This window comes from Algiphilus aromaticivorans DG1253 (assembly GCF_000733765.1).
GTDB classification, from domain to species: domain Bacteria; phylum Pseudomonadota; class Gammaproteobacteria; order Nevskiales; family Nevskiaceae; genus Algiphilus; species Algiphilus aromaticivorans.
In genome coordinates, this window is the sequence record NZ_JPOG01000001.1 from 1,452,861 (window position 1) to 1,469,948 (window position 17,088).

Annotated in this window: 19 protein-coding genes and 1 tRNA gene; 6 read left to right on the forward strand and 14 right to left on the reverse strand. The window is 65.1% G+C overall.

Annotation, left to right across the window (positions count from 1 at the left end; genetic code table 11):
• Window positions 1-277: 277 nt before the first annotated feature.
• Entirely contained in the window at window positions 278-1,171 is an 894-nt protein-coding gene (locus U743_RS06695; protein ID WP_043766626.1) for a fatty acid desaturase family protein, read from the reverse strand.
• A 136-nt stretch (window positions 1,172-1,307) separates the two neighbouring features.
• On the opposite strand from U743_RS06695, the gene U743_RS06700 reads away from it, so the two are divergent.
• Entirely contained in the window at window positions 1,308-2,330 is a 1,023-nt protein-coding gene (locus U743_RS06700; RefSeq protein WP_043766629.1) for an AraC family transcriptional regulator, read from the forward strand.
• Between the two features lie 176 nt (window positions 2,331-2,506).
• On the opposite strand, the gene U743_RS06705 is transcribed toward U743_RS06700, so the two are convergent.
• A tRNA-Lys gene (locus U743_RS06705) sits at window positions 2,507-2,582 on the reverse strand.
• 60 nt (window positions 2,583-2,642) lie between these two features.
• A complete protein-coding gene (gene dksA / locus U743_RS06710) occupies window positions 2,643-3,128 on the reverse strand; it encodes an RNA polymerase-binding protein DksA (protein WP_043771461.1) in 486 nt (161 codons plus the stop codon).
• Window positions 3,129-3,357: 229 nt separating this feature from the next.
• On the opposite strand from dksA, the gene U743_RS06715 reads away from it, so the two are divergent.
• A complete protein-coding gene (locus tag U743_RS06715; RefSeq protein ID WP_043766633.1) occupies window positions 3,358-3,651 on the forward strand; it encodes a hypothetical protein in 294 nt (97 codons plus the stop codon).
• A gap of 282 nt (window positions 3,652-3,933) precedes the next feature.
• Here the strand turns inward: U743_RS06715 and U743_RS06720 are convergent, their stop codons facing one another.
• Window positions 3,934-4,359, reverse strand: a complete 426-nt coding sequence (locus tag U743_RS06720) for a MerR family transcriptional regulator (RefSeq protein WP_043766636.1) — start codon at window positions 4,357-4,359, stop codon at window positions 3,934-3,936.
• A gap of 41 nt (window positions 4,360-4,400) precedes the next feature.
• Between U743_RS06720 and U743_RS06725 the strand changes: the two genes are divergently transcribed.
• From U743_RS06725 to U743_RS19645, 3 genes are read left to right on the forward strand one after another with little or no spacing between them, the layout of a single operon-like run.
• The gene (locus U743_RS06725) at window positions 4,401-4,757 is read left to right on the forward strand and encodes a mercuric transporter MerT family protein (RefSeq protein ID WP_043766639.1); all 357 of its coding nucleotides are present in this window, start codon (window positions 4,401-4,403) and stop codon (window positions 4,755-4,757) included.
• An 8-nt stretch (window positions 4,758-4,765) separates the two neighbouring features.
• Complete coding sequence (locus tag U743_RS06730; RefSeq protein ID WP_017355169.1) at window positions 4,766-5,053, forward strand: heavy-metal-associated domain-containing protein; 288 nt, start codon at window positions 4,766-4,768, stop codon at window positions 5,051-5,053.
• Window positions 5,040-5,258 carry a GDCCVxC domain-containing (seleno)protein gene (locus U743_RS19645; RefSeq protein WP_408607395.1) on the forward strand — a complete coding sequence of 73 codons (219 nt, stop codon included), beginning with the start codon at window positions 5,040-5,042 and terminating at the stop codon, window positions 5,256-5,258. The genes U743_RS06730 and U743_RS19645 overlap by 14 nt, the downstream gene beginning before the upstream one ends.
• A 359-nt stretch (window positions 5,259-5,617) precedes the next feature.
• Here the strand turns inward: U743_RS19645 and U743_RS06735 are convergent, their stop codons facing one another.
• From U743_RS06735 to U743_RS06780, 10 genes are all read right to left on the reverse strand, one after another.
• Window positions 5,618-5,830: a hypothetical protein gene (locus tag U743_RS06735; RefSeq protein ID WP_043766647.1), complete on the reverse strand. Its 213-nt coding sequence runs from the start codon at window positions 5,828-5,830 to the stop codon at window positions 5,618-5,620.
• Between the two features lie 30 nt (window positions 5,831-5,860).
• The gene (locus tag U743_RS06740) at window positions 5,861-8,272 is read right to left on the reverse strand and encodes a heavy metal translocating P-type ATPase (protein WP_084191408.1); all 2,412 of its coding nucleotides are present in this window, start codon (window positions 8,270-8,272) and stop codon (window positions 5,861-5,863) included.
• 61 nt (window positions 8,273-8,333) lie between these two features.
• Complete coding sequence (gene copD, locus U743_RS06745; protein ID WP_043766650.1) at window positions 8,334-9,263, reverse strand: copper homeostasis membrane protein CopD; 930 nt, start codon at window positions 9,261-9,263, stop codon at window positions 8,334-8,336.
• A gap of 10 nt (window positions 9,264-9,273) precedes the next feature.
• Window positions 9,274-9,657 carry a copper homeostasis periplasmic binding protein CopC gene (copC, locus tag U743_RS06750; RefSeq protein ID WP_043766652.1) on the reverse strand — a complete coding sequence of 128 codons (384 nt, stop codon included), beginning with the start codon at window positions 9,655-9,657 and terminating at the stop codon, window positions 9,274-9,276.
• A 60-nt stretch (window positions 9,658-9,717) separates the two neighbouring features.
• Window positions 9,718-10,242: a DUF411 domain-containing protein gene (locus U743_RS06755; protein WP_343262971.1), complete on the reverse strand. Its 525-nt coding sequence runs from the start codon at window positions 10,240-10,242 to the stop codon at window positions 9,718-9,720.
• Window positions 10,243-10,256: 14 nt separating this feature from the next.
• A complete protein-coding gene (locus U743_RS06760) occupies window positions 10,257-10,763 on the reverse strand; it encodes a YybH family protein (protein WP_043766657.1) in 507 nt (168 codons plus the stop codon).
• Between the two features lie 101 nt (window positions 10,764-10,864).
• Window positions 10,865-11,782: a copper resistance protein B gene (locus U743_RS06765; RefSeq protein WP_198021959.1), complete on the reverse strand. Its 918-nt coding sequence runs from the start codon at window positions 11,780-11,782 to the stop codon at window positions 10,865-10,867.
• Window positions 11,783-12,033: 251 nt separating this feature from the next.
• The gene (locus U743_RS06770) at window positions 12,034-13,872 is read right to left on the reverse strand and encodes a copper resistance system multicopper oxidase (RefSeq protein WP_043766662.1); all 1,839 of its coding nucleotides are present in this window, start codon (window positions 13,870-13,872) and stop codon (window positions 12,034-12,036) included.
• 103 nt (window positions 13,873-13,975) lie between these two features.
• On the reverse strand, window positions 13,976-14,398 hold the full coding sequence (locus U743_RS06775; protein WP_043766666.1) for a CopL family metal-binding regulatory protein: 423 nt from the start codon (window positions 14,396-14,398) through the stop codon (window positions 13,976-13,978).
• A gap of 129 nt (window positions 14,399-14,527) precedes the next feature.
• Window positions 14,528-15,568, reverse strand: a complete 1,041-nt coding sequence (locus U743_RS06780; protein WP_043766670.1) for a DNA-binding protein — start codon at window positions 15,566-15,568, stop codon at window positions 14,528-14,530.
• A gap of 238 nt (window positions 15,569-15,806) precedes the next feature.
• On the opposite strand from U743_RS06780, the gene U743_RS06785 reads away from it, so the two are divergent.
• Window positions 15,807-17,081 carry a site-specific integrase gene (locus U743_RS06785; protein WP_084191409.1) on the forward strand — a complete coding sequence of 425 codons (1,275 nt, stop codon included), beginning with the start codon at window positions 15,807-15,809 and terminating at the stop codon, window positions 17,079-17,081.
• Window positions 17,082-17,088: the final 7 nt, after the last annotated feature.

Here is a 17,088-nt window from a genome sequence, read left to right on the forward strand (position 1 = left end):
GTTGCGTAGGCGTGACTAGCGGCGCATGTAGTCTTTTTGCCATTACCCGTGATTCGAGAACAGGAGCCTGCCGTGGGGCGTTGCATCACGGCGCACCCGCTCGCGACGCGGTCTCGGAACTGTCGCGTTGCCGTACTCGGGCCACGGTGCGGGGTAGGGTGGGCCGGCCCCCTACGCCATCAAGAGGGACGACAACAGCAAGCGCGGTAGCCGGAACGTCCAGTCCCTAGCACGCCTACTGCTTAGCGGCGAACAGGGCCCGGCGTGCCGCCGGACATCAGGCCTCTGGAGCCACCGGCCGGCGGCTGAAGATGCTGACGATGGGCGTGCCGTGGGCGCGCATGACGGGCTCGATCTCGCGGTGCAGAGCGTGGTAGCGGTAGAAGGGTACGCGCGGGAAGAGGTGGTGGATGGAGTGCAGGTTCTGCCCTAGCCAGAACCATTCCACCGGCTTCATCCAGGTCGGCATGATCAGGCTGTTGGTGTTGCGGTAGCGCGCCGGATCCTTGTAGGGGATATGCGGGCGGTAGGCGAACCAGTAGGCGGTGAAGAAGCCGCCCAGCAGGTAGCCGCCGGCAACCACGATGAAGGCGGCGAGTGTCGGCTCCACCGTCAGCACGAAGGCGACGCGCCAGCCCACCGATACCAGCAGCTCGGCACTATAGACAGCGCGCTCCTTGAAGCTCGCGCTACCCCAGTGATCCTTCACGAAGAAGGTGTTCTGCACCCAGAAGAAGCGGAAGGTCGTCGCGATGGCGCTGAAGAAGCCGTTACCCATGCCGCTGACCATGTAGTCCGGATCCTTGTCCGGCTCGTTGGTGTAGCGGTGATGGGTGAAGTGCTCCAGCCGATGCGAGGCATAGGGCACCATGATGAAGGGCGCCACCAGATAGCCACACAAGTCGTTGAGCCACTGCAGCCGATCATTGCGGCCGTTGATGTTGCCGTGCACCGCCTCGTGCAGCGGCGTGTAGGCGAAGTACGTGAGCCCGGCGAGGATGAGCATGGCCGCCCAGGTCGGCAGTACGCCGGCTGCGAATAGAGTCAGATCAGCACCGACGCCGGCCAGCACAACGGCGACCAACGCGACGGTCGGCCAGGCGACGCCGCCCATGTGCTTCTGTGCGGCGGCAATGGCCTGCTTGTTCTGTGCGGCGAGGTCTGTGGTCATGGTGCGTCTCCGATATAGCTCTTGGTATGGCGAGCACTGTATGACCTGCCCGAAGCGATGCACAGGGCAGCAGTGACCATTCGCCATGCACTTTTGACCAATCGTTCACGCCTTTGCGCTGAACTACACTCGCAGCATGGCGCAATCCGGAAGCACCCTGCATCCCGTGGCGATCAGTCAGGTGATGATCAACTTCGCCGCGCGGCACGGCGTGGACAAGGAAACCTGTCTGCTCGGCACCGGCATTGCCGAGGCTGAACTCTACGACGGCGATGCGCTGATCACGCGCGGGCAGGAAATGCGCCTGATCGAGAATCTGATGCTGGCGTTGCCCGATGTGCCGGCGCTGGGCTTCGAGTTGGGCCTGCAGTACAGCATGTCCACCTTCGGCATCTGGGGCTTCGCGCTGCGCACCAGCCGCAGCCTGCGCGAAGCCGTTGCGCTGGCCATGCGCTATCTGCCGCTCAGCACGGCCTATTGCCGCATCTACCAGTTCGACGAAGCCGGACATTTCGGCATCGGCCTGGACCCGGAGCCGATTCCGCGTCATCTGCGGCCTTTCCTTCTGGAGCGCGATATGGCGACGGCCTTCAACCTGCTGAAGGAGATCGGGCTCGCCGGCATGACGGTGGCGGGCATGGAATGGCAGGACAGCGCCCCGGAACACGCGGAGCGGATCAAAAGCCTGTGCGGACTGCAACCGCGTTATGGCAGCGCCCGCAATACCCTGATGGTGCGGACCGAGGATGCCGATCGACCGCTGCCGATGTTCGACGCGCACTTGGTGCGCATGCTCGATGACCAGTGTCGGGCGCAGCTAGAGCGCCGGCAGATGGGCGGACTCGCCGGCCGGGTGCGCCAGGAACTGCTCGGGCCGCTGGGGCTGATCGCCTCACTGGAGGACGTGGCGCACGCGCTCTCGATGTCGCCGCGCAGCCTGCGCCGCAAGCTGGAGGGCGAGGGCACCAGCTTCCGCGCGCTGATCGAGGAAGAGCGCCGCCAGCTCGCTCTGCAGCTGCTGGAGGGCAGCACGATGAAGCTGGATGAGCTGGCGCTGCACCTTGGCTACACCGATACAGCCAGTTTTACGCGCGCGGTGCGGCGCTGGACTGGGCAGTCGCCGGGCCAGTACAGACGGGCGCGACAGCCTTTGCATTAGAGCCGGCTACAGGCTGGTTTCCGGGTCGAGTGGTATCGGCTTTGCGCGCATTCACGGCGCATTCCGGGGGCCGAGAAGAGGGCAACCTCGGGACTTGGAAGGCGTGCAGCACGACCTAGATCTCGGCTCTCACACCAAGAATTAGCTTCACGAATAATCGCCAAGCTATTGATTACTGGTGGGTCGTGTTGGATTCGAACCAACGACCTACTGGTTAAAAGCCAGCTGCTCTGCCAACTGAGCTAACGACCCCTGCGTGGGTATTTTAAGCCTTGCGCGGGCGTGCATGCCCACGCGGTACCGCGACGCGTCTCAGCGGTCGCGGTACTGCGCTTCGATTTGCTCGTTGTGGCCCTTGATGTCCACACAGACGGTGGCGGTCGGACGGGCGAGAAGACGCGGAATGCCGATGGGCTCTCCGGTTTCCTCGCAGTAGCCGTACTCACCATCAACGATGCGACGCAAAGCCTCATCCACCTTGCGCAGCAGCAGCGACTCGCGCTCGCGCAGGCGCAGGTCGAGCCAGTGCTCTTCCTCGGCGCTGGCGCGATCGGCCGGGTCGGCGTAGCTCTCGCGCGCATTCAGACGCGCCTTGACGTCCATTTCGCGGGCGAGAACTTCCTCGCGCATTTTCAGCAGACGCGTGCGAAAGAACTCGAGCTGCTCGGAGTTCATGTAGTCGTCTTCCGACATGGCGCGGACATCTTCCTCGGTCATCTGCGCGGCCGGCTTCTTCTTGGCCGTCTTACTCGCAGCGGAACTCTTGCCCGTCGTCTTCTTTGCAGCTGTCTTTGTCATCGTTTCCTGCATAGAGGTGGCGGGAGAAGTTCGGCCTCCCGAAACCGATCGCGCGTTATACACCGGCGTCAGGGGAGGGTCAATGCGTTCGCTGATGGCAGCAGCGCGTTACGACCACGAACGGTCGTTGTTCCGCGCACACCATGCCGATCCATCCATTACTTTACATAATATATATTATGCGCACTCGGCGTAGCGGACCGAAGAAGCTGATAGTTAAGCTGCGCGCATGGATGATCGCCCTGGGTTTATTGAATGGTTCGTCGCCGGACTTGGGTTCGGCATCGGCGTGAGTGTTGCTGGTGCTGCGCTGAGCGCTGCCGCTTGGTTGCTGTTCATGCAGCAGGCCGAAGAGTTGATAGAGGAAATGCAGCCTACGCAGTACCGAACGATCCAGCGCGAGATTGCGCCGATGAGCAAAGAGAAATGCTTAGAGCGTTCGCGTTCGGGAGGCGTCGCGAACGAGCGCTACAAGCGCTGTCGGACGGGCTACAGCTACAGGGAACGCATCCCGGTGAATTGACCGCCGAACTCCCCTAGAAAGGCCGAGTAACGCGTGCCGCACGGACGTGAGCGAGTCAACCGCCGTCCGTCACCGCTGGAAAGCGCGCTGACGGTCTCCGCTTCGCTACGACCCTTCGGGACTGCAGTTGACTAGCTCCCGACCGCGCTGCGTTTGTGTCTCCGACAGGAAGGCGGCCCCACCTTGGCCGCTGTTGCGGCCCAGGCGGGCCACCTACCTGACGGAGATAGCGCGATGCTTGAGGGTCGGCAGGGATTCGTGTAAAAACGGGCCGAAAGTGAGCTAACTGCCTGTCGCAGCTGGCTTTCTTGGCCGCTCCAGAAAATCGAGGGTTGGGCAGCACTCTCCCGCCGGCACTTGGGCGCACCGCGCTATTTTCTGTTCGAGATCCCTCTCCAGCTGTCGCAGCTCGCGGATTCGTAGACGGACATCGACGAGCTTTCGCTCGGTCAGCTGACGGGTCTGCTCGCAAGAACGTTCGCCTGTGATCTCTAGCAGGCCAGCGATCTCGTCGAGGCTGAATCCCATCATCTGAGCGCGCCGGATGAACTGAAGCCGATTGACATCGTTTTCGTCGTAACGACGCACGCCTCCTATGGGTCGCTCGGGTTGACGCAGCAGCCTACGTCGCTGGTAGTAGCGCACGGTTTCGACGTGCACATCGGCAGCCGCTGCCAGCCGGCTGATCGTAAACGTGTTCGGACGCACGGCTTGACTCCGTACCTAGGTACAGAGGCTAGTATGCTCTGATGCAAACAACCCCGACCAAATCGTCTGTTCCAGCCATCGTTGGCGCGAGCATCGCCGCCATTGGCGCATCGGTCTGCTGCGTCGTGCCGCTGGTGCTGGTACTGCTGGGCATCAGTGGCGCCTGGATCAGCACCCTGACAGCTCTCGATCCCTTGAGGCCCTGGTTCAGCGCCGCCGCCCTACTGTTCTTGGCCGTGGCGTTTTGGATGCTGTATCGACCGGCGGCACGGTGCGGTGTGGATGGCAGTTGCATCGCCCCGGACGCTCTGCGACGCAGGCGACGTTGGCTCTGGTTGGCGACAGGCCTCATCGTCCTGTTGCTGCTGTTTCCCTATTACATCATCTGGATTTTGTAGGAGGCACGATGCACAAGTGGATACTGGCCCTGGTGGCTGCTCTGTCGGTCGGTGCCGCTCTTGCGACGCCCGCAACCGTAGTAATGCTCGATGCTGAGAACATGACCTGTCCCGCCTGCGGCATCACCATCAGGAAGGCGCTGGAGAAGGTGCCGGGCGTGGCCGATGTGAAGGTGGACACCCGGGCTGAAACAGTCACGGTGACGTTCGAATCGAGTCAGACGGATGCAGCCGGAATCGCGCGTGCAGTCACGGAGGCAGGCTTCCCGGCCAAGGTGCGGACTGGCGGTGAGTGACATCAAGCTGGAAAGCATCTTGACCTGCCCGGAGTGCGGCCATCGGGCGACCGAGACAATGCCCATCACAGCGTGTCAATTCTTCTATGAGTGCACGGGCTGTGGAGCGGTTTTGCGTCCGCATCAAGGCGACTGCTGTGTGTTCTGCTCGTTCGGAACAGTGCCATGTCCACCGATCCAACAGAACAATCCCTGTTGTGGTTGAACCGCGGACTCCGGTAATAGTTGGACAGACAGGCTGCGAGATCGACTGTGCCACCCTGGAAAGCGCGCCGCTCAACCAGCGGTGTGCATGCGAAGTGATCGACATCCTCCGTCTGCACGAGTCGATCCGGGGGTGCCTTTCCGGAGTTCGCGACTGATCCCGCCGTGCACGCGCACCTCTTTTCACCCTATGCCCGTTTGTTGACCGGGCTGCGTTGGACGCCATGGGGCGTGTCGCAGCGGCGGGCGGTCTTCGTAGTTTGCAGGAAACCCGCGATATCGCCATTACATCCTGTAATGGGCTCTCGACATCGCAACCCATGATCCGGGCTCGACGGGCGGCGTCCTGGGTTAGGACTTTCACTTGACCGTCGACGGCCCGCGGTTGATCGAGGTCAACATCAATCCCGGCGGGCTGCTCCTCAATGCCGTGATGCTCGATGCCGTGCGCTCCTGCGCGCCGGCTGCGTGGAGCAGCTGGACCACGGCGGCGAAGGCCCGCAACGCGGCTGTCGCCGCCTGGCTCGACGATGCCCGGCAGCAGTCCGGCCGCACGCCTGCGAGTCTGGCCATCGTGGACAGCGTCCCGCGGGAGCAGTTCCTTTATCCAGAGTTCGAGCTGTACGCGGCCGTCGTCGGTCCCGCCGGGACCGACGCGGACTTCGCCAGGCGAAGGGCATTGGCCACCACCGATACCGAGCTCAGGCTCATGGCGAGCGCCGCAACCATCGGGCTCAGCAGAATCCCGAACGCGGGGTAGAGCACCCCGGCCGCGATTGGAACCCCCAGCGCGTTGTAGACGAAGGCGAAGGTGAGGTTCTGCTTCATGTTGGCCACGGTGGCCTGAGAGATCTTCCGGGCGCGCAGGATGCCGCGCAGGTCGCCCTTGACCAGGGTGATCTGCGCGCTCGACATCGCGACGTCGGTGCCCGTGCCCATGGCAATGCCGACGTCGGCCGCGGCCAGCGCGGGCGCATCGTTGATGCCGTCGCCCGCCATCGCCACCCGCCGGCCCTCGCGCTTGAGGCGCTGCACCAGCTCGGCCTTGTCCTCGGGGCGGACCTCGCCATGCACTTCGTCCAGGCCCAGTTCGGTGGCCACGGCCCGTGCGGTGGTGAGCCCGTCGCCGGTGGCCATGATGATGCGCAGCCCGGCGGCGTGCAGCTCATTGATGGCGGTCGCGGCCGACGCCTTGATCGGGTCTGCGACCGCGATCAGACCCGCCAAGCGACCGTCCACGGCGAGGAACATGGCGCTAGCACCCTCGCGGCGCAGACGCTCGGCGACGTCGAGATGCGCACCGGGATCGGCGCCCATATCATCCATGAGTGCGGTATTGCCCAACGCAAGCGCGTGACCCGCTACGGTTCCGCGCACACCCATGCCGGTCACCGAGTCGAAGTCCTCCACGCGGTCGAACTCGAAGTTCCGGCGTCGGGCCTCGGCCACGATGGCATCGGCCAGCGGATGCTCGCTGCCCTGGTCCAGGCTGGCCGCCAGGTGCAGCACCTGGTCGGCGTCGAAGCCCTCGAAGGCCACGACTTCCTTGAAGGCCGGGCGCCCTTCGGTGAGCGTGCCGGTCTTGTCGACGATCAGGGTGTCGATGCGGCGCATATGCTCGATGGCTTCGGCATCGCGGAACAGCACGCCCACCTGTGCCGCCTTGCCCGTGGCAACCATGATCGACATCGGCGTCGCCAGGCCCAGTGCGCAGGGGCAGGCGATGATCAGCACCGAAACCGCGTTCAGCACGGCGTAGGTCCAAGCGGGCTCCGGGCCGAAGATGCCCCAGATGAAGAAGGTGGCCACCGCGATCGCCAGCACCGCGAGCACGAACCAGTAGGCGACGGTGTCGGCCATACGCTGCATCGGCGCGCGGGAACGCTGCGCCTGCGCGACCAGCTGCACGATCTGCGAGAGCACGGTGTCGGAACCCACCTTGGCGGCGCGGATCACCAGCGCACCGGTGCCGTTCTGGGTCGCGCCGATGACCTGGTCGCCGGCGGTCTTCTCGACCGGAATCGGTTCGCCCGTGAGCATCGACTCGTCGACGCTGGAGCGGCCTTCCACCACTTCGCCATCCACCGGCACCTTTTCGCCGGGTCGCACGCGCAGGTGGTCGCCGACATGCACGTGGGTCAGCGGGATGTCTTCCTCGGTGCCGTCGGCATTGACCCGCCGGGCTTCCTTGGGCGCCAGACCAAGCAGGCCCTTGATCGCCGCGGACGTTTTCGAACGCGCCCGCAGTTCCAGCATCTGGCCGAGCAGCGTCAGCGACACAATCACTGCAGCCGCCTCGTAATACACGCCGACGCGCCCATGCTCGGTAAACGACGGCGGGAACAAGCCGGGTGCCAGCGTGGCGACCAGGCTGTAGCCAAAGGCGGCCGCAACGCCAATCCCGATGAGGGTGAACATGTTCGGGCTGCGGTTGCGGATCGACTGCACGCAGCGCTCGAAGAACGGCCAGCCGGCCCACAGCACGACCGGTGTGGTCAGGACCAGCTCGACCCAGGTTTGCAGGTCGATCGACAGCGGCAGGATCTGCACGCCGCCCAGCACGATACGCGGGAGGTACTGGCCGAACATGGCCAGCACGAGCGTCACCACCGTCAGCGGAAGCGTCCACCAGAACCGGCGCGAGAAGTCGCGAAGTTCCGGATTGTCGTCGTCCTCCAGGCTGGGCATTTCCGGCTCCAGCGCCATGCCGCAGAAGGGACAGTTGCCTGGACCCTGTTGCCGAACTTCCGGGTGCATCGGGCAGGTGTAGATGGCGCCGGGCCGTGCCACCTCGGGTTCGTCCCGGGACGTCAGGAAGCGCTCGGGATCAGCCACGAACTTCGCGCGGCATCGCTCCGAGCAGAAGTGAAAATGGGCGCCGGCGTGGTCCGCATGATGCGGCGTGGTGGCGGGATCTACCTGCATGCCACAGACCGGGTCGGTTACCCGTCCATCTGCAGTCTCGACAGGGACAGCGCCTGCGGAGTGATGGTCATGGGACGACGGTGAGTTCATGCCGATGCTCGCTTTTGTGGGGATGGACTGCCAAGGCAGTGTGCCATTGGGGGTTACACAGCTATTCGGGGCTGAGCGTCCCGAGCACTGAAACAACAACCAGGATCAAGATGGCCAGCGCGGCCTCAGCCGTAACACTCTGCCGCAAAGCCCGCACCTCCTGCGCGGGATCTCCGCTGGTCAGCGCCCGTCCCAGGCGCGGCACCAGCGTCCATCGGTGCAGCGCTCCCAAACCCAGCATTCCAGCGAACAGGGCCAGTTTGAACAGCAGCAACTTCCCGTAGGTGCTCTGAAACAGGGCCGACAACGACCACGCAGTGAGATCCCCGTAGTGCGCGATGCCGGACACGACGAGCGCAGCAACGAAAATCGTTCCCAGCGTCGAAAATCCATGCAGAAAGTCATGCGTTGATCGCAGACGCCCGCTGCCGGAGGCCTCCTTGCCGCGCAGGAGCATCCCCAGGAACATCAGGACCGCTGCGATCCAGCCGCCTGCCGCAAGAAGATGGACAAGGCCCGCAGCAAGCCGGACCGCGCCTGCCACGCCCTCACCAGCGGCCGCGTGGCCGTTCCATGCCAGAGAAGCGAGTGCGCCGCCCGCCAGCGTCGCCGCCAGCGGGAAGGCGGTCTCCACCTTCCCGCGGCGACGATGCCATCCGAGCACGAACATCAGGGCGACCAGCAGCGCGCCTCTCGCCATGGCTGCCCGGCCCGCGGACGTCTCGAGCAGATACCAGCCAAGCGATGCGCGATCAACGTCGGCAACCGGCATTCCCATGATGCCCGCGGTTTTGAAAACGATATCGGCCCCGGTGAGCACAGTACCGACGGCGGCACTCACCAATAGAACGCCCATGAGTGGCCACCCGGCCAAGGCGTCGGCGAGTGTCGATCGACGCGAACCGTACCAACCGAACAGTGGAACCCCGAAAAGCACCATGAGAACAAGGTATTCCAGGAATCTCAGTGCATAAGCCGACAGGTCGAACATTTGTGGCTCCTCAGCGCACCGTGAAGCTGAAATTGCCCGTCATGGGGTGGTTGTCGCCTCCCACGGCGCGGTATTCCACGGTATAGACGCCCGGAGCCAGCGGCCGGGGCAACTTGGCACGCAGGGTCTTGCCGTTGTTGACGATCTCGGTCGTGAAATTCTCGATCGGCATGGTGGAACTGCCGTGCTTCATGAGCAACTCGAGACGCGACGCCCGCGGCAGCAAGGTTTCGTTGAAGACGAGATCGATCTGGGCTGGCGAGGCCACCACCGCATTTGCCGCCGGTGTGGACTGCTGCAGCGCGGCGTGGGCGTGCGCGATCTGCAGCGAAAACTGCCCCGCCGCAATGGCGAGGACGAGCGCGAAGGAGCGAATGACGTTTGACGATTTCATACGGATGTTCCTCATTGCAAATGTGATGCAACGCCCCGTTTGTGGGCGTTGCCGTGACAGTCAGTGCTGCGCGAACGGTTCGGTGGTTCCGTCGTGATGGACCAACTCGACGGTGTACGGCGGCTGGCGTCCATCCGGGACCTCCATGCCCGGCGAACCAAGCGGCATTCCCGGCAGGACCAGGCCGCGTGCGTCCGGCTTTTTTTCGAGGAGGCGCTTGACGTCCGCGGCCGGCACATGGCCTTCGATGAGGTATCCGCCGACCTCGGCCGTGTGGCAGGAGCCCTTTGCGTACGGAACACCCAAGCGCTCCTTGACCGGACCCAGGTCATCCATGTCGTGCACATCCACCGCGAACCCGACGTCGCGCACGTGGTCAATCCACGCACTGCAGCACCCGCAGGTCGGGGTCTTGTGGACGGTCATGCGGGGTAGGGCTGCTGGAGTCGCGTCGGCGGTTCCCGGGGCGACCTGTGCGGCGGGCGCTATGGTGGGTTGCGCGGGTGTAGCGGCCTGGGTGCAAGCACCCAGACCGGCCACGGCAAGAGCCACCCACGTCAGCCGGTTCAATCTGTAAGTGGTCATTTCGAGTTCTCCGCTCAGCGCTTGGTCCGCGAGGACCAGTGGATGTGGACGATCCGCCAGCCGTCCGTGGTCTGCTTCAGCACCATCGTCTCGGTGCTCTGGACGGTCAGTGGCTTGCCGTCCTTCTGGGTGTGCAGCTCGCTTTCGGTTCCGACCCATGCGAACTCGCCAGCGGCTCGTGCGCGCTGACGTAGCAGCTGGCGATGGGCGCCCTTGAGGAACGCCGCATCGCTGACTGCGTGATGGCCCAGATATTCCTCGCGGCTGCGTTCGGCGCCTCCGGACTCCAGAATGAGGACGTCGGCAGCGAGCAGAGCTTCGACCTTGGACAGGTCGCCGCTGGACAGGGCGCTGTTAAAGCGCTCCGCTACGGCGACCGCGGCCTCTGCGGCGGCTGGGACGTCCACGTCCGCGGATGCCGCGGTGGCGTGATGTGCATGCGACTGTGTTGCCTGTGCCATCGCGGGCGACGCGACGGCCAGTGCAAAGGCGAGGGTGAAGGAGGTTGCTGTTGCTTTCATGCATGGACTCCAGGAAATCAGTGATGGTGTGCTTGATCCGCGGAAGCGCCGATCAGTCAGGCGCGCTTCGGGTGTGTCGGGTTTCAATGTCATGGTGGCTGTCAGAACCAGATTCGAACGCCGGCGACGATCCGGGTGTCGTCGATGTCACCGGACTGCGCGCGACGTTGGTCCGCCGTGCCCCCGTAGGCACGCTCCCACACCACCCCGACATAGGGAGCGAATTGACGATGGAACTCGTAGCGCAGGCGGAACCCGGCCTCGACCGTGCTCAGCCCACTGCCAATTCCGACCTCGGGATCGTCCTTGCTCCAGGCATCACCTTCGACCAGCCACTGGCCGATCAGTCGATTGGTGAACAACATTTCGTACTCGGCTTCCGCCCCGATCCCGACCTGACCGGACTCGCCCAGGTACGCCGTGGCTGAGACTTCGAACATGTACGGTGCCAGACCGATCACGCCGAGCGCCGCATAGGTGCGGGACGGGCCGCCACCAAAGCCAAAGTCATGGCGGACACCGGCGACCGCATCCCACCAGCGGGCGATGGCGCGGCCGTACAGGACCTCCACGTCGGCGGACTCGGTGGATCCACCAACGCGCTCGCCCTCGCTGCGCAGCCAGAGCCGGTTCAAGTCGGAGCCGACCCAGCCCATCGCTTCCCAAGCCACACCGGTGCCGTCTTCATCCGCGTCCCACACCTCAAGCCGATCAAGCGCCCAATAGGAGTGGATCGACTCGCCGTGCATCAGGTGCTCGTCGAGGTCCTGGAACGCCGCGACGCGATCAGCCGGCGTGACGACAGGAATAGGCTCGTGTGGTTCTGCCGTGGCCGGGAGATCCTGGCTGGCACCTGCCTGGTGGCCCATGGAAGCGTGGTCCATGCCCGAGTGGTCCATGTTCGATCCATCCATTCCGGAGTGGTCCATTCCGGAATGGTCCATCGTGGAGTGATCGCTGCCGGCAGGCTCCGCCGCCCCCTGTTTCATGGCGCCGTGGTCCATGTTTCCGTGGTCCATGGATCCGTGATCCTGCGTTCCATGTTCCATCGGTGCCACCGGCGGCTGTGACGGGGTTGCGTGATGCGCATGGTCGCTGGGGCGTGGGTCAATCGGCTTGGCCGGCGACTGTGCGGCAGTCGGCTTCGCTGCCGGATGGTGCGAGGCGTGATCTGTCTCCTGGCCCCGCGCCGGCGCGAGACCAGCAGTGAGGAGTAGTGCGGTGGCCAAGCCGAGGGTGAGCGGGTGGCGGCGGGATAGGGTCATGGCGTTCATTCCTCCACCCGCACTTCGCGGAACATGCCGGCTTCCATGTGGTAGAGCAGGTGGCAGTGGTAGGCCCAGCGGCCGAGCGCATCGGCGCGCACCCGGTAGCTGCGCTTGGTGCCTGGCGGCATGTCGATGGTGTGCTTGCGCACCATGAAGTTGCCGGACTCGTCCTCGAGGTCGCTCCACAGGCCGTGGAGGTGGATCGGGTGCGACATCATCGTGTCATTGACCAGCACGATCCGCATGCGCTCCCCATAGTTCAGCCGCAGGGGCTCTGCGTCGGCGAACTTCAGTCCGTCGAACGACCAGGCGAAGCGCTCCATGTGGCCGGTCAGGTGCAGCTCGACCGTGCGGCCGGGTTCGCGGCCGTCCGGGTCGCGGAACGTGCTGCGCAGATCGGCGTAGGTCAGCACGCGTCGGCCGTTGTCGCGCAGGCCAATGCCCGGATCGTCCAGCTTGGGCGCGGGTGTCATCGTCTGCATGTCGACGAGGGGGTTGCCGGTTTCGGTGGCCGGGTGCTGCTGCATTCCGCCGGCGCCGTGATCCATGCCCGCCATGCTTCCGCCGGCCATTGCGCTTCCGGCCATCGACGACATGTCGTGGCCGCTATGGTCCATCCCAGCCATTGAGCTAGACATCGAGGACATGTCGTGACCGCCGCCGCCCATTCCGCCGTGGCCCATGTCGTCCATGGTAAGGAGCGGCTTGGGACCGACGTCGGGCACAGGCGCACGCAAACCGTCTCGGACAGCGAGGGTGCCGCTGATGTAGCCGGTGCGCCCCAGGTCCTGCGCGAAGATGGTGAACGCATCCTGCCCGGTGGGTTCGACGATGACGTCGAACGTCTCGGCCGTGGCGATGCGGAACTCATCGACCGTGACCGGATGCACGTACTGGCCGTCGGCCGCGACCACCGTCATCTTCAGACCCGGGATGCGCACGTCGAAGTGCGTCATCGCGGAGCCGTTGATGAAGCGAAGGCGGACCTTCTCACCAGACCGGAAGAGGCCGGTCCAGTTGCCGAGCGAGGTCGTGCCGTTCATGAGGAAGGTGTAGGTGTTGCCATTGACGTCCGACAGGTCGGTCGGCGTCATCCGCATCGCGCCCGCCCACATCTTGCGGTCTTCGACCGTGGGGGTCCAGCCGCGCTGCTTCACGTCGTCGAAGAAGTCGCCGACCGTCTGCTTGGCGTAGTTGTCGAAATCCGACCGCTTCTTGAGCCTGGCGAACAGGTGGCGCGGATCGAGATCGGTCCAGTCCGACAGCATGACCACGTAGTCGCGGTCATAGGCGAAGGGTTCGGGCTCGAGCGGCTCGATCACCAGCGGCCCATACAGGCCGGCCTGCTCCTGGAATCCGGAGTGGCTGTGGTACCAGTAGGTTCCGCCCTGCACGACGTTGAAGCGGTACTGGTAGGTGTCGCCGCGGTTGATGCCGTCGAAGCTCAGCCCGGGCACGCCGTCCATGTTGGCCGGCAGCAGGATGCCGTGCCAGTGGATCGATGTCTGGTTGCCATGGATCGAGCCGGGGGGCAGGGCATTGCGGACCCGCAGGTTGACGGTGGTGCCTTCGCGCCAGCGCAGCAGCGGCGCCGGAATCGAGCCGTTGACCGTGATCGCCGGGCGCGTGGCACCGGTGAAGTTCATCGGGGTCTCGCCGATGGTCAGGTCGAAGTCGGTGCCCGAGAGCACGTTGGGTACGCCTTCGGCCTTGACGGCCCAGCTGGAGCGGGGCCATAGGCCGAGGGCTGCAACGGCGCCTCCGGCGGCAAGGCCTTGGACAAAGTGGCGGCGCGACGGGGCGGACAGCCCCTCGGCGCGGCCGAAAAGATCGGATGACATGGGAACTCCGGGAAAGGTCGAGGGCTCGCAAGGCGAGCGTTACCCCGTCTGTGCGGAGCTGCAGACAGGGTCCATCAGCGCCTTAGAAGGCGCATAGCGACACTTAGCCGATCGGAGGTCGGAAGAGGTTGGTCAGGACCGTGGAGGCGCGCACCGACAGGAACGGTTCGGCAGTTTGCCGGTATCGGACGGTGAAGTCGGCGAGTGTCGACCCGGCGATGGCTGCGGAACAATGGTGCATGCACGCACAGCAGTTGCCGGTCTCACAACAATCGTCCAATGGCGGTGCTGTCCCGGTCTGGTCAGCAGCCTGTGGGTGATGATGGTCGGCGGTCACCGGAGCGATTACTGCGACACCATGGCAGGCGGCCATAGCCTCCTCCACTGTCTGCGACGCCGTCACATGGGCGGCGTCCGCCGCGCCGCGCAGGTGCTCCATGTGCATGGATGCACCAGCGATTCCCGGACCGTTGGCCAACAAGGCAACGATCAGGAACAACCGCATGAGGAGTGCGCGGAAAGACATAGGCCCAATTATATATACAGGCACATGCAAACGGCAAATGAATACACACGGCAACGCGTGGGTATAGATAGCGGGTCGGCAGTATTCGTGGGATGCCGCGTTCGATAACTAAACCGCTGGCGACGACATTTATTTCGCCGTCGTGCGCGGCGGCTTGCGGCGCTGGGGCTCGGCCGCCGGGCTGAAGCGCTCGAGCAACTCTTGCGTGGCTTCCAAGTGGGCGCTGACTCGCGCGGCCTCGGCCTGGGCCTGCTGCCGATGGGTGCGTTCCTGCTCCAATGCGTCGTGTGCAACGGTTAATTCGTCCCGCAGCGTGTCCAGACGCTGCGTGTCATCGGCCCAGCGGGTCTGCAGCCCGGTGTGTTCGGCGGCCAGCAGCTTCAGGCCGTCCAGCGCTTGCTGCTGCCCTGCGGCGTCTTCGCGGGCTTGGCGCAGGTCCTGTTCCAGCCGTCCATTGAGCTCGAGCAGGCGCCCGGCGTCGCGGTTGAGCTGCAGCAGTTCGTGGTTCTTGGCGGTCAGCGTCTCGTTGGCCTGGCGCAGCGCGACCTGCAACTCCTGCACCTGCTGCTCGTGCCGACGCTGCTCCTGCTCGCGCTGCTCCCGCACCGAGGTGCGGTAGTGCTCCAGCGCCTCACGTGCGTGCTGGTGCTTCTCCTCCAGCGAGCGGGCGTGCGCCTCGTGCTCGGCCACCCGGGTGGTCAGCCCGGCGACGCGTTCCTCCAACTGCCGCACCGTGGTGTTCGCCTCGGCGAGGGTCTCCCGTGCCTGCGCGTGCGCCTCGGTCTCGGCCTGCAACGCAGTTTCGGTGCGTTGCAATTGCGTGCTCAACGCGACCGCCTCCTGCCGCGAGGCTTCCAAGGCGGTCTCGCGCTCCTGTAGCTGCGCCTGGAAGCGTTCCTGGGCGGCGGCGATGGCGGCTTCGGCCTCCTCGTGCAGGCGCGCCGCAAGCCGGCCGACCAGATCCTGCAGCGCCTCGCTGACCGCGACCTTGGCGCCCACGCCTTGGCCGTCCTCTTCCTCTAGCTCCTTGAGGTATCGGTGAATCGTGGTCTTGGAGCCGGTGTTGCCCAGCGCCACCCGCACTGCATCGACGGAGGGGTGCTTGCCCTGCGCAACCAAGGCATCACGGGCCCGCTGCACATCGGATTTGTAGAGCCCACTTCGCGCCATGATCGTCTCCCGGTTATTTCGTAATGTATTACATACCATGTAATTACATACTATTTTGTACTCGGCGACAAGGGTCAACAAGCGCGCTTCTAAGGCGGGATAATGTGGAATTATCCCGCCTTAGCCCCGAAACTGGGGTACAGTCGGGAGCAGGCGGTACGAAATGGCGCTTTCGAGCGATTTCAAACGACAGCGCCAAGCAAGCTGTCAGCGCGAATCCGACTGGGGAACCCATGCGATGAGCACGGTCGAGCAGTACCTGGACGCGGCCACCCGCGCCAACACCGAGCGCGCGTACGCCGGCGCGACCCGTCACTTCGAGGTCGACTGGGGCGGTCATCTGCCCGCGACCGCCGATCAGGTGGCCCGCTACTTGGCCGCCTACGCCGGGCAACTCGCACTCAACACGCTCAAGCACCGGCTCGCAGCCTTGGCCCAGTGGCACCACGCAAACGGCTTTGCCGACCCGACGCGGGCCCCGGTCGTGCGCAAGGTGCTCAAGGGCATCCAGACCTTGCACCCGAGCCAGGAGAAGCGCGCCACACCGCTGCAGCTCACGCAACTGGGTCAGGCGGTGGATTGGCTCGACGGCGCCGCGGCCGCGGCCGGCACGCGCGGCGATCCGGCCGGCCGGCTCCGGCACCTGCGCGATCGCGCCCTGGTGCTGCTGGGCTTCTGGCGCGGCTTCCGCGGCGACGAACTGGTTCGCCTGCAGGTGCAGGACCTGCGCCTGGTACCCGGCGAAGGCATGACCTGCTTCCTGCCGCACAGCAAGGGCGACCGCCAGCACACCGGGCGCACCTACAAGGTGCCGGCGCTGTCGCGCTGGTGCCCGGTGGCGGCGACCTCGGCGTGGGTGGACGCGGCCGACCTGCACGAAGGGCCGCTGTTCCGCGCGGTCGACCAGTGGGCCGGAATCGCCACCACGCCGCTGCACCCCAACAGCCTGGTACGCCTGCTGCGGCGGATCTTCCGCGAGGCCGGCCTGGCCTCGCCGGACGACTACAGCAGCCACTCGCTGCGCCGGGGTTTCGCCGGCTGGGCCAACGCCAACGGCTGGGACGTGAAGGCGCTGATGGAGTACGTCGGCTGGCGCGACGTCAATTCGGTGATGCGCTACCTCGACGGCGCCGATCCGTTCGCCCGTCAGCGCATCGAAGCCAGTCTGCCGCCGATCGCGCCCCTGCGCCTGGCGCTGCCGGCGCCGACAGTCGCGCCGGTGCCGACCACGACGGTGGAGGCGACCATTACGCTGACCCGCTTCACGCCGCGCGTGCGCGGCCTGACCAAGGCCCATCGGTTGATCGAGCAGATTTGCCTGCACGCCCACCAGGCGCAGCGGCTCGACGCCGATGGCACCCGCTACCACCTGGCGATCGCCGCACCTGACGACGCGGCGCTGAACGAAACCATCGCGATGCTGCTCGACGAGATGCACCGGATCGCCGACAACCACCAGTGCTTCCTCGCCGTCGCCTTGCGCGACGAAGCGGGCGGCCGCCATTGGGACTGAGCTGCGC